Consider the following 12,091-nt stretch of genomic DNA (forward strand, 5'->3'; position numbering starts at 1 on the left):
CGGCTCTGTCAGAAAATAATGTCATCCTTACATGACTTCTCCAATTATCGACCTGTCAATGGCTGAAAATCGAAGAATGAGTGAGTAAACAAGAGAAAATATTAATTTATAGTGGGAGTGATTAACAAATGAGAGAGATACTTGTATTAGGTGGAACGCGCTTTTTTGGAAAAAGGCTGGTGGAACGTCTGGTGGAGGATTCCGAGAATAACGTTACGATCCTCACTAGAGGTCAAACAAGCGATTCGTTCGGTGAGCGCGTTCAACGGATTATTGCAGATCGTAACGATGCGGAAGCGTTGGCTGAGGCGGTAGGTGAGCAGGTTTGGGATGTTGTCTACGATAATATTTGCTTTTCTCCAGATGAAGCCAGAGAAGCGTGCCGCATTTTTGATGCTAAAGCCAAACGGTATATTCTGACCTCCAGCTTATCCGTCTACGATCCAAGTCCGGAAGTGCTGACCGAGAGTGTCTTCGACCCCCAGGCTTACCTGGTTCGCAAAGGCGGCAAGGACGATTTTACATATCAGGAGGCTAAACGGCAGGCAGAAGCGGTTTTCATGCAACAAGCTACGTTCCCGGTTGCCGCTGTTCGTTTTCCGATTGTATTAGGAACAGATGATTATACGAGAAGACTTCATTTTCATATTGAGCATGTTCGTGATGGAATAGAAATCGGCATACCGAATCCGGCAGCGCACATCTCGTTTATCCGTTCTGACGAAGCCGCAAATTTTCTGCTTTGGCTTGGTCACTCTCATTTGACAGGACCCGTAAATGCTTGCTCTGACGGTACTGTGAAGATTGGAGAACTCGTTTCCGCCATTGAACAGGTAACTGGAAAACAAGCCATGATTCAAGAAAAAACAGCCGACGAGCATATGTCTCCATTCGGTATTACACAATCCTGGTATATGGATACGACCAAAGCCCAGTCAAATGGGTACTCGTTCCTTAGCCTGACCGAATGGCTTCCCGACCTGATCACCAACCTGAACCGTTCCTATGAATCATAAAAGTAACTTGTAAATCACAAGTAACTGCCATAGAAACAAGGCAAAAAAAAGAGGACCCGAATCATCGGGTCCCAGCAACATATATTATTCAAAAGGGGGTCATGTCTGTATTGTACCCGTCCTGTGTTAGAGTTAGTTTGCAGTTATATTTCATCTCTGTAACAAAATATTCCACTGTCGTTTCTATGCATAATCCCCTTGGGTAATCGAGAACACCAATACACTCGGCACTTCTCCTGAATGATCATAGGCACTGATTGTGCGCAGTAGGCGCATCTTATTTTTGATCAGCACACGCACGGAAGCCTGATTATCCTCTTGGCAACGACCTTCGATCCGCTTGAGCTTTAAAGCACCAAAACCAAATCTCAGCATTTCTTCCACGACCTCTGTAGCCAGCCCTTGTCCCCAGAAAGGACGGTCCAAAATATAGCCTAGCTGCGCCTCACCCGCTTTTTCATTCCATTGCTGGAAAGAAGCAATACCGAGCAGCGGCGAGTGGCTGGATTCATTATGTTCATGGAGTTCGTTGAGTTGGCCGGGTTCGTTGTTTGCTGCTGTATTTTCCCCATGCCATTCCACCGCAAAATGCAGGGAATCCAGGGAATCCGCAGCTACTCTGATTTGCGCTACCAGACGCTTCATCCGCGCATCGACTGGCTTGCGAATCCGGTTCACATACCGGATAACCAATGGATCGGACAGCATCCGTTCCAGCGCGGGGTAATCCCTTGCTTGTAGCTGGCGCAACCGGACACGGTCGGTATAAAGCTCCGGTAGCCCTGACCCTGAACGAAGCATTTCTCTGGTCAGCACAATGATCCCTCCTGCGGATGGATTGGCTTTTTGCAGCGAATAGGTTGTACACTCAATCCAGGTCCTGAATTCCCCGGTAAATGCCTGTGCGCAACTCACGGATATAATATGGCAAAGAAGGTACGTCTGCTTCCTCAGCCTGTCTCACCGCCAGCTCAATATCATAAGGCACACGTACAAACTGGATGGAAAAAGGTGCAGGACTCTCTTCTCCCATGTTCCCCTCCAAAATGCAGTAGGAAGCCTGAGTTACATCCAGCGGATTGCCAACACTGCCGACATTAAAAAGCGTTTTGCCCTGAAAATGCTGTATAAAGGCATTATGCACATCTCCATACCCCAAGACATCCGGGGCAAAAACGACTTCTCCACTTTCCTCGGCCAACGGGTCGAACATGGCGAGTCTTTTCTCCGGCTCATCCCATGGCTGCACGCGATGATATACACTTTGCGGCGAAGCATGCACCAGACGGATACGACGTCCACTCATCCTGAAATCATGATGAAACGGTAGGTCTGCCAAATACTGTAGCCGTTCTGTGCCCAGGCGCTCGGCTTGCCAGCTAAAATTGAGATCATCCGTAATGCTAACCAGCTCATCCCAATTGCCACGCACGACCACCTCGCAATGTTGACGGACAGCCTCCAGAACCTCGCACGGGCTAGGCCCTTTGCCGATCAGATCGCCCAAACAAAACACACGACTAATCCCTCGGGAAGCAATATCCTCCAGCACCGCCTCGCAGGCAGGCCAATTGCCATGTATATCTGAAATGACAGCAATACGATCCATCTGAATATCACTCCTTTGTCCGAAACAGCTACATACTACACTAAACCCTTTTTTATGATTGAGGTGAACTTATAATAGCCTATTGGCCGGATTTCAGTGTAATGACACTCAGCTCCGGCCTGCACAGCACTCGAATCGGCAGCTTGGTCATACCAATGCCTCTGCTGACATACAGCGGCATTCTGTCGGTCCCTACATGAAATAATCCCTGAATGTACTTGCGTCCACCCGGAGGCGGCATCGGCGCTCCCATGACAGGCAAGCGCACCTGTCCTCCATGCGTATGCCCCGACAGCTGAAGATCAAAGGACATTCTCGCCGCCACATCCGCATAATCCGGCTCATGCATAAGCAGCAGCTTGCACATCTCATCAGGTAGTCCGTGGATGGCACGCCGTGGATTGGGTTTGCCCATAATGTCATCCTCTAAACCGACAATCGCCAGTCGCTGTCCTGCTCGCTCCACTATCACATGTTCATTTCTCAGCAACGTAAACCCGGTTTTCGGATATAGCTCCTGTACCCCGGCTGGTAAACCTCTATAATCGTGATTGCCGAGAATGGCGAATTTGCCGAGTGTGGCGTGCATAGAGGCCATGACCGGAACAGCAGCTTTCATAGATACGGCATAATCATCCACAATATCACCTGTAAAACAAAGCAAATCCGGCTCCAGTCCTGCAATCCGGTCCGCAAGCTCCCGCAGGTCACGCTCATCCATGTGAAAGCCCAAATGTACATCACTAAAATGCACCACCCTGATGCCGTCAAAAGCCAACGGCAGACGGGGCAAAGCTAGTGTGAAGCGTGTAATCTCCAAATGATTAGGCTCCCATAAGGAAGCGTATCCTCCAGTCAAAAGCGCGGTTCCGGCTGTCGCTAAAGCGGCTTTTTTCAAAAAACGGCGGCGCGAAGGATTGGTTGGCTCATTTGAAATAGAACGCCGCGAAGAACCGGGAGGGATCGCGGCCTCATCGTGTGAGCCATCCTGACTCTCGCGGCGGGTTTGCGGCGTCTTTTCCATATGCGTGCCCCCTTGCTATCTATTCAACTATTGTACAGTTCAGATATCTCATGATTCAAATGTTCAAATAGCTCACGCTTTTAGCCCTCTAGCGGTTGGTAGCTAACCATCGTTCTGCATAGTCTACCAAATCGCGCTGCCTCGCTAAAAAACAGGAGGCATCTCCAATGTTGACCCGTGTAAAGCACGCAGGGCAATCCCGTTCAAAATCAAGCCCAAGCTTATCAAAATCATCCGAGAATATATTAAAATCCTGAAAAGTGACCCAAGCCTTCTCCCCGTTCACCATCATCGGGGCCTGATGCTTGATTTTTTCACGTCCGCGATACGACGTTCGATATTCTGCCAAATGCAAAGACGTATTGCTGTCATGTCCACAGCCCAGCAGCAGCACGTAGGCATCTGCCTCGTACAGCTTCGCTAGTGGCGAAGGTTCACCCAGCCCGAAATCAAGCTCATGCCCCTCCAGCAAGCATGCAGCGGCAGGTCCACGGGCTGCAAACGAAACGTGCGGGTGTCCGCTGCGCAGTGTTCCCGGCAGGCCACGGAACGTTTCTACAATGACACCCATACCCCCAGTCAGCGTCCAGACCGGATCATAAGCGGGTATTTCCTGGCGTACAAGCTCCCACCATGCCTCATCCAGAGGCGGGTTCATCCATGTGGACGGATCGGTCAGATCATGGGATTGCGTCGGCGTGACCAGCGTACCTTCCGGGCCAATGGCTTCGGTTAATGCTGCAAGAATGGCAGAGGCACCGCCCGGAACAAAACTGCCGAAGCTGCGCATCGACGAGTGCACAAGCAGCGTCATGCCTTTTTGAACTCCCAGCTTCTTTAATCCCTTCAACACATCCGACCCAGTAACAGGCCGTCGCGTCATCGGTTGTACAGTCACCTGTCCAGCCTCCTTTTCTCCAAAAACGTATACACAATACCATAATTATACCATAACTGCTGCCCAACTCTCCTCCCTACACGATAACTCCGATCTGTCCTGAGCATACAAAACAGGCTTTCTCCCGTTCAGGGAAAAAGCCTGTTTTGTATAAAGCATTCACTGACGAGTGCTATACGGTCAACCAGCGCTTGAACATATGCTTGGTCGTTTGCTTGTTCATTTCCGCAATGGAGGTTGTCAACGGAATGCCCTTCGGGCAGGAACGTACGCAGTTTTGCGAGTTACCGCAGCCCTCCAGCCCGTCGTCCGTCATCAACGCATCCAGCCGCTCCTCCTGATTCATTTCCCCAGTCGGATGACTATTGAACAGACGAACCTGAGATATCGCCGCAGGTCCAATGAATGTCGTTTTCTCGTTCACATTCGGGCAAGCCTCCAGGCAGACACCGCAAGTCATGCACTTGGACAGCTCATACGCCCATTGACGCTTCTTCTCTGCCATTCTGGGGCCGGGGCCCAGATCGTAGGTACCGTCAATCGGAATCCATGCTTTGACCTTCTTGAGCGCGTTAAACATCCGGCTGCGGTCGATGACCAAATCCCGCACAACCGGAAACGTGCTCATCGGCGCGATGGTAATCGGCTGCTCCAGCTTATCCACAAGGGCGGCACAAGCCTGACGCGGCTTGCCGTTAATCACCATGGAGCAGGCTCCGCACACTTCCTCCAGGCAGTTCGACTCCCAGCATACCGGGGCTGTCTCTTTACCATGGCTATCCACCGGGTTACGCTGAATCTCCATCAACGCACTGATCACATTCATCCCCGGTCGATAAGCCAACTCAAATTCTTCCGTATATGGATTCGCATTAGGTTCATCCTGACGGGTCACAACGAACTTCACGGTTTTATCCGATTTCACTGCTTGCTCCGACATCTAATACACTCCCTTCTGTATCTTCCTTTTACTTGTTCTTGGAGTAATCCCGAATACGCGGCTTGATCAACGAAACATCTACCGCTTCATACGAGATTTGCGGTCCTTCCGGTGTCCAGTCCGCAATGGTCGTTTTCAGATAATCCTCATCGTTACGATCCGGGAAGTCAGGTTTGTAGTGGGCTCCACGACTTTCGTTACGCAGCAGCGCCCCTTTAGTCATCGCTTCGGCCAGCTCCATCATATTCCACAGCTGACGTGTGAACGCCGCACCCGCATTGTTCCAGCGCGAAGCATCATTGATGTTAATGTTGGAATAACGCTCCTTCAGCTCCTTGATCTTGTCGATCGTAGCTTCCAGCTTGTCATTATAACGAACCACAGTCATGTTGTTCGTCATCCACTCGCCCAGCTCTTTATGAAGGACATAGGCATTTTCTTTCCCATCCATATGCAAAATACGCTCATACTTCTCTGTCTGCTGGTTGACTGCCGCATCGAACACGGAGGAAGCTACATCCTGCGCGGATTTTTTCAAGCCTTTAATATATTCCACAGCCTTTGGTCCAGCCACCATTCCGCCGTATATAGCTGACAGCAGCGAGTTGGCACCCAAGCGGTTCGCTCCGTGATACTGGAATTCACATTCTCCGGCGGCAAACAGCCCCGGAATATTCGTCATCTGATTGTAATCGACCCACATGCCGCCCATCGAATAATGCACAGCCGGGAAGATTTTCATCGGTATTTTACGTGGATCGTCACCGACGAATTTTTCATAAATTTCAATAATACCGCCCAGCTTCACGTCCAGCTCTTTCGGGTCCTTATGGGACAGATCGAGATACACCATGTTCTCGCCATTAATGCCGAGCCCATCATCGACGCATACACTGAATATTTCACGTGTCGCAATATCACGAGGGACCAGATTTCCATAAGCCGGATATTTTTCTTCGAGGAAATACCACGGCTTGCCGTCCTTATACGTCCAAATACGGCCGCCCTCTCCCCGTGCCGACTCGGACATCAGACGAAGCTTGTCATCCCCCGGAATAGCCGTCGGATGAATCTGGATAAACTCGCCGTTGGCATAGCGTACGCCCTGCTGATATACCGCTCCGGCAGCTGTGCCGGTATTAATCACGGAATTCGTGGTTTTGCCGAAAATAATGCCAGGACCGCCCGATGCCAAAATAACCGCATCTGCTGCAAAGGTCTTCACTTCCATCGTCCGCAAATCCTGCGCACAGATGCCGCGACAGATACTCTCATCATCCAGTACAGCCTGTAAAAACTCCCAGTTTTCATACTTGGTCACCAAGCCCTCGGATTCCCAGCGCCGTACCTGCTCATCAAGTGCATACAGAAGCTGCTGCCCTGTCGTCGCTCCGGCAAAGGCGGTCCGATGATGCTGAGTGCCCCCGAAGCGGCGGAAATCCAGCAGTCCTTCCGGTGTCCGGTTAAACATGACACCCATACGGTCCATGAGATGGATAATCCCCGGAGCCGCTTCGCACATCGCTTTTACCGGAGGCTGGTTGGCGAGAAAGTCCCCGCCATAGACTGAATCGTCAAAGTGAATCCAGGGTGAGTCGCCTTCACCCTTCGTATTCACCGCGCCGTTGATGCCGCCTTGAGCACAAACGGAGTGGGACCTTTTGACCGGAACCAAAGAAAATAAATGAACGTGAACTCCTGCCTCTGCCGCCTTGATCGTAGCCATTAGACCCGCAAGACCGCCGCCCACGACAATAATGTTGGATGCTGCCATTTCTGCTCACTCCTCTTTTTCAGGATTTTAGCCAAATCCCCTTTTTACCATAAGAAATAGAATCTGCAAACGATGTATTGCAAACACGCATAGTGTACATTCATTTTTTACAGTAGCTGTTGAATAGCACTGCTTTGTATCCAGGCGGTTGCGGTTGCGGTTGCGGTTGCGGTTTCCTGAAATTCCGCGCTGCGGAATGCCAGCAAGGAAACGATGAAGCCGATGGATACAACTACGAACAAGGTCATGCAGATATAGGAGGACACTTTTTGTGCACGCGGTCCCACCGTAATCCCCCAACTGACCATAAAAGTCCATAGTCCGTTAGCAAAGTGAAAGGATGCCGAAACGACGCTGATTAAATAAAGAATAAAATAAACCGGATTCGTTACAATGCCATGCATCACGCCGCCTAGCTGCTCATGTGTTACATGACCCAGAGCCACCTGTAAACGTGTATCATATACGTGCCAGATAATGAATACGAACGTAATTACACCGGAAATGCGCTGAAACAGAAAGCGCCAGTTACGCGAATAGCCAAAATTTTTGACATTCGGATCAGCCTGATAAGCGATATACAAGCCATAGATTCCATGGAACAGCAATGGCAAGTAGATAAATAACGTTTCAAGCACAATAACAAGTGGCAGACCATTCAGGAAGGCCACGCTGCGATTGAATCCTTCCTTGCCGCCCTCCACCGCTGTGAAGTTGGTCACCAAATGCTCTACAAAAAATAGAGCCAGCGGAATGACACCAAGAAGCGAGTGCAGCTTTCTGGAATAAAATCCTCTCATCTAGGTAATGCTCCCTTCTCCTAATAATAGCGTTTTCAATAGTAATATAACATATAAAATGACAGTTTCCGACAGGAAATGTCCAACAAGGTGTTCCTTAAAGGGAAAATAAAAGTGTGAACATCTTGTGTCGCTTTCATGTTACTCCTTTTCGGCTTATAATGGAATTGCAATATACGTATTAATTGTTATGTCTTTTTTGCATATAGAGAGGAAGTGGATGATTTGTTTGAGGATTTGAACGCTTTTGCTGTCATAGTCGAGCAATCCAGCCTGAATAAAGCCTCCAAGCTGCTTAATCTGTCCCAGCCGGCCCTGTCCCGCAAAATCGCCAAGCTGGAGGAAGAGATGGGTGTGAACCTCTTTGATCGAAAGGGCAAACGACTCGAAATTACGTCAACAGGCCGATTTGTATACACCTTCGCGCTGGAGCAACGACAACGACAGCTCCGATTTTTGCAAAAGCTGTCCCAGCACAAAAACGAAGCCCAGAGCATGCTCACACTGGGCGCGAGTTTGACGACACTCCAAACGACGCTGCCTACCCTCGTTGAAGCTTTCATGAGCAAGCATCCCCAAACGGAGCTGAAACTACTCACAGGAAAAACCCATGAAATCGTCGCTTTTGTACGCGACAAAAAAGCAGACGCCGGTATTGTCGGGTCTGCCATTCATGAGGCCGGACTGCGTTGCATTCCGCTGTTTGATGATCATTTGGAGCTAGTCGTTCCGATCGGACATGAATTAACGATAAAGACGGGAACGGCCTCGATGAAAGACCTGCAAGGACTGCCAATGATTATTTTTTCCAAGGGAACCTGGTATCGCAGTCTTACAGATGACCTGTTCCAGCGCAGTGGCATCATGCCAGATATCCGTATGGAAATCGACTCGTTCGAGGCGATTGTGCGCCTGCTGCCGACCTGTAAGGCTTCCGCATTGCTGCCCAAATCCTACTTGCGTAGCGAGCTGCTGCGGGATAATGGGCTAACCGCGCTGTACTTGCCCGATCTGAAGGAGACACGACGCACCACCTCCCTTATCTACTCGGAGACGACCGATCTGGGGCCGACAGCACGACGCTGGATCAGCGAGACACGTGCATCGTTTGCAGGCTATCGTATGGTGTAGCGGAGATCAGCTTTCTAGTTAACGTTAACGACCTCGTCCTCGAAGCGACCGATATTATCATTGGAGCCGATGATGACCATAATATCGTCCGCTTTTAGCCGATCCATCGCTGTGGGTGCAATCAGGATACCGTTCGCCGTATGAAGCGCCACGATGCTGCAACCAAAGCGGGTGCGGGTATTCAGCTCAGATAGCGTTTTGCCATGCAGACATACAGGAACGTTGAGTTCTACAATACTGTATTCCTTGGACAGCTCCAAATAATCAAGCAAATTAGGCGTGACCAGTTGATGCGCGACCCGTATCCCCATATCCCGCTCGGGATAAATGACCCGGTCCACACCGAGCTTTTCCAACGCCCGTCCGTGCAGAACAGAAATCGCTTTGGCAACGACTTTGCTCACACCCAGCTCCTTTAGCAAAATGGCAGCCAGAATGCTGACCTGAATATCAGCACCAATCGCAACAATGCCACAATCGAAATTGCGGATGCCCAGTGATCGTAGTGAATCCTCATCTGTAGCGTCCGCCACGACGGTATGCGTCAACAGCTCACTCATACTGTCTACAACATCCTCATTCCGGTCGATGCCAAGCACCTCGCACCCCATATCTACCAATTGCAAAGCCAGGCTTGAGCCAAATCGTCCCAAACCAATAACTACAAACTGCTGCGTTTTCATATCTACTCGAAAACTCCCTTATCTGAATCAATTTCATAAATGATTGATTCATCCTATAATCATTTTTCCTTCCGGATGACGATATAATTCCTTACCCTTTTTGGGTCCTAGTGCGTACGCCAGTGTAAGTGGGCCGAGTCTACCTGCAAACATCGTCAGGGTAATGACCAGCTTGCCTATAACTGTCAGGTCAGGTGTAAGCCCCATGGACAATCCCACCGTCCCAAATGCAGACACCGTCTCGAACAATATCATCAGAAAATGATGATCCTCGGTTGCCGACAAAATCATCGTCACGCCAATCACAAACAGCAGCCCCAGCAGTGTAATGGTCAAAGCCTTGTAAATTCGCCCCTGCGCAAGCCGGTATTTGAACAGTACAATATCCTCCCGACCCCGCAGCATCGAAATCACGGCTCCAATGAGCAGCGCAAACGTTGTCGTCTTAATCCCGCCTCCAGTAGAGCCAGGAGAAGCACCAATAAACATCAATATAACGATAAAAAACTGCGTGGCCTGTCGCAAGCCAGCGATATCTAACGTATTGGCACCTGCGGTACGTGGTGTTATGGACTGAAATAAAGATCCCAGCAGCTTTCCACCCCAATCCAGCGAGCCCAATGTCTTCGGATTGGTAAACTCGAATACAAAGATGACAAGCGTGCCGACTACGATCAGGGCAGCCGTCATACTGAGTACCACCTTGGTATGCAAGGAAAGTCTCCCGCGCTTGCGGTATTCTACCAGGTCCGACATAACCACAAAGCCGATGCCACCCGAAATAATCAGAAACATAGCTGTAAAATTAACAATAGGATCATACACATAACCTGTCAGGCTGCGAAATTGACCGAACAAATCAAAGCCTGCATTGTTAAACATGGAAATCGCATGCCAGATTCCAAAATAAATCGCCCTGCCTACGGGCATATCAAAGGACCAGCGAATCGCGAATATCGTGGCGCACACGCCCTCAATAATTAGCGAGTACAGCAACACCCTACGAATCAATCCGACAATTCCCTCAACAGAAGTCTGATTCATCGCTTCCTGCAAAATCAGGCGCTCCCGCAAGGAAATGCGGCGCTTGAACACCAGCGCAATCAAGGTAGCCATCGTCATAAAGCCAAGACCACCAATCTGGATCAGCGCAGCGATAACCACCTGACCAAAGGTGGTAAAGAAGGTGCCCGTATCCTTAACGACAAGACCTGTTACACAGGTTGCGGAGGCAGCTGTAAACAAAGCATCTATAAATGCAAGCGGCTTTCCCGTTGTAATGGAAATCGGCAGCATTAACAACAAGCTGCCTATAAGAATGATAATGGCAAAGCCCACAACGAATATCTGCGGTGGAGAAAGCCGAAGCCATCTTGCATTGGGATTCATCTATTTATCACGGCTCCTACTTGGTGAATGATGAGCACGGAGATCGCTACGGGTGCAGATTGTTCTGTTCTTCCGATTGCTGTTACCCCCGGATTTTTTTCTGATTTTATAAGCCCTTTAATGGTTAAAATCCGGTGGTAGCTTATGCTTACGATGCGAGCTTTCCTATGGAAAGCTTTCAGGCAAACGCTGTCGCTTCTTCAGAACAATTCTGCCCCCTCCGCTACTGCCAGCTCATAAAATCACCAATCTCTTTTCAGTTTCTTTAGTCCGTTTTTTTTAGAGAAAACAGAAAAGTATCCGCGAAGCGGGATACTTTTGCCTTTCATTACTCACTACACTCATACCTCACTACCTCATGAAACGTTGGATGACTTTAAGGCGGGCAGCAGCGCAGCGGTCCATTTGAATCTGGAGAAGCGCTAGCGCTCGCCTTTGTCTCTGAATTTTAACCTTATCAGGGTTTATCTAATCCAATAAAATTCAGAGACAACAGCGATCGGAAGATCAAATGGAGCGCGAAGCGGACTTAACTCAGCTACGTTTTAATTGCACAAAAAAAAGACACCGGAAAACCGAGTGCCTGACTTGGTTCCTGCTCACAGCCTACGAGGTTAGCTGACGGATTCGGGCAGCACAGTATGCCCTATTCACACTTCCGGTCCGGGACCGGCTGTGAAATTCACCCCAGTAACATGGTTCCCCCGTTTTCTTATGGAAATTCGGCTCAAAATGTATAACGTTACCTAATGTATTTCATATCCATTGCCTCAAAATTATAATCTTTATGTATGCAGAGTACAAAACCGATTTCGTCGAAATAACGT

Annotated in this window: 11 protein-coding genes and 1 riboswitch; of the genes, 2 read left to right on the plus strand and 9 right to left on the minus strand. The window is 49.4% G+C overall.

What is annotated here, in order from left to right; genetic code table 11:
• Positions 1 to 128: 128 nt before the first annotated feature.
• The gene (locus ACIFQM_RS21955; protein WP_430066122.1) at positions 129 to 1,016 is read left to right on the plus strand and encodes an NAD(P)H-binding protein; all 888 of its coding nucleotides are present in this window, start codon (positions 129 to 131) and stop codon (positions 1,014 to 1,016) included.
• Between the two features lie 183 nt (positions 1,017 to 1,199).
• Here the strand turns inward: ACIFQM_RS21955 and ACIFQM_RS21960 are convergent, their stop codons facing one another.
• The 7 genes from ACIFQM_RS21960 to ACIFQM_RS21990 all read right to left on the minus strand — a co-directional run bounded on the left by ACIFQM_RS21960 (position 1,200) and on the right by ACIFQM_RS21990 (position 8,061).
• Positions 1,200 to 1,832, minus strand: coding sequence for a GNAT family N-acetyltransferase (locus ACIFQM_RS21960; RefSeq protein WP_430038237.1), 633 nt, complete (start codon positions 1,830 to 1,832; stop codon positions 1,200 to 1,202).
• A 52-nt stretch (positions 1,833 to 1,884) separates the two neighbouring features.
• Complete coding sequence (locus tag ACIFQM_RS21965) at positions 1,885 to 2,625, minus strand: metallophosphoesterase family protein (RefSeq protein ID WP_430038235.1); 741 nt, start codon at positions 2,623 to 2,625, stop codon at positions 1,885 to 1,887.
• Between the two features lie 79 nt (positions 2,626 to 2,704).
• On the minus strand, positions 2,705 to 3,649 hold the full coding sequence (locus ACIFQM_RS21970; RefSeq protein ID WP_430038233.1) for a metallophosphoesterase: 945 nt from the start codon (positions 3,647 to 3,649) through the stop codon (positions 2,705 to 2,707).
• Positions 3,650 to 3,737: 88 nt separating this feature from the next.
• On the minus strand, positions 3,738 to 4,547 hold the full coding sequence (locus ACIFQM_RS21975) for an aminoglycoside N(3)-acetyltransferase (RefSeq protein ID WP_430045662.1): 810 nt from the start codon (positions 4,545 to 4,547) through the stop codon (positions 3,738 to 3,740).
• A 172-nt stretch (positions 4,548 to 4,719) separates the two neighbouring features.
• On the minus strand, positions 4,720 to 5,487 hold the full coding sequence (sdhB, locus tag ACIFQM_RS21980) for a succinate dehydrogenase iron-sulfur subunit (RefSeq protein ID WP_014277823.1): 768 nt from the start codon (positions 5,485 to 5,487) through the stop codon (positions 4,720 to 4,722).
• Between the two features lie 28 nt (positions 5,488 to 5,515).
• A complete protein-coding gene (sdhA, locus tag ACIFQM_RS21985; RefSeq protein WP_430066124.1) occupies positions 5,516 to 7,261 on the minus strand; it encodes a succinate dehydrogenase flavoprotein subunit in 1,746 nt (581 codons plus the stop codon).
• A 107-nt stretch (positions 7,262 to 7,368) separates the two neighbouring features.
• On the minus strand, positions 7,369 to 8,061 hold the full coding sequence (locus ACIFQM_RS21990; protein ID WP_430066126.1) for a succinate dehydrogenase cytochrome b558 subunit: 693 nt from the start codon (positions 8,059 to 8,061) through the stop codon (positions 7,369 to 7,371).
• Between the two features lie 225 nt (positions 8,062 to 8,286).
• On the opposite strand from ACIFQM_RS21990, the gene ACIFQM_RS21995 reads away from it, so the two are divergent.
• Entirely contained in the window at positions 8,287 to 9,192 is a 906-nt protein-coding gene (locus tag ACIFQM_RS21995) for a LysR family transcriptional regulator (protein ID WP_430038249.1), read from the plus strand.
• Positions 9,193 to 9,206: 14 nt separating this feature from the next.
• Here the strand turns inward: ACIFQM_RS21995 and ACIFQM_RS22000 are convergent, their stop codons facing one another.
• Entirely contained in the window at positions 9,207 to 9,875 is a 669-nt protein-coding gene (locus ACIFQM_RS22000) for a potassium channel family protein (RefSeq protein WP_430038223.1), read from the minus strand.
• Positions 9,876 to 9,923: 48 nt separating this feature from the next.
• Positions 9,924 to 11,264, minus strand: coding sequence for a TrkH family potassium uptake protein (locus ACIFQM_RS22005; protein ID WP_430045660.1), 1,341 nt, complete (start codon positions 11,262 to 11,264; stop codon positions 9,924 to 9,926).
• A gap of 588 nt (positions 11,265 to 11,852) precedes the next feature.
• Positions 11,853 to 12,002, minus strand: a riboswitch (cyclic di-AMP (ydaO/yuaA leader).
• Positions 12,003 to 12,091 lie beyond the last annotated feature (89 nt).

The sequence above is a fragment of the Paenibacillus sp. NRS-1782 genome, assembly GCF_050467685.1.
Taxonomy (GTDB): Bacteria; Bacillota; Bacilli; order Paenibacillales; family Paenibacillaceae; genus Paenibacillus; species Paenibacillus terrae_A.

Excerpts from the sequence above, each read along its gene's own strand:
- ACIFQM_RS21990 (WP_430066126.1), bottom strand. The coding sequence starts at position 8,061 with ATGAGAGGATTTTATTCCAGAAAGCTGCACTCGCTTCTTGGTGTCATT.
- ACIFQM_RS22000 (WP_430038223.1), bottom strand. The coding sequence starts at position 9,875 with ATGAAAACGCAGCAGTTTGTAGTTATTGGTTTGGGACGATTTGGCTCA.
- ACIFQM_RS21965 (WP_430038235.1), bottom strand. The coding sequence starts at position 2,625 with ATGGATCGTATTGCTGTCATTTCAGATATACATGGCAATTGGCCTGCC.
- ACIFQM_RS22005 (WP_430045660.1), bottom strand. The coding sequence starts at position 11,264 with ATGAATCCCAATGCAAGATGGCTTCGGCTTTCTCCACCGCAGATATTC.
- ACIFQM_RS21955 (WP_430066122.1), top strand. The coding sequence starts at position 129 with ATGAGAGAGATACTTGTATTAGGTGGAACGCGCTTTTTTGGAAAAAGG.
- ACIFQM_RS21970 (WP_430038233.1), bottom strand. The coding sequence starts at position 3,649 with ATGGAAAAGACGCCGCAAACCCGCCGCGAGAGTCAGGATGGCTCACAC.
- sdhB (WP_014277823.1), bottom strand. The coding sequence starts at position 5,487 with ATGTCGGAGCAAGCAGTGAAATCGGATAAAACCGTGAAGTTCGTTGTG.
- sdhA (WP_430066124.1), bottom strand. The coding sequence starts at position 7,261 with ATGGCAGCATCCAACATTATTGTCGTGGGCGGCGGTCTTGCGGGTCTA.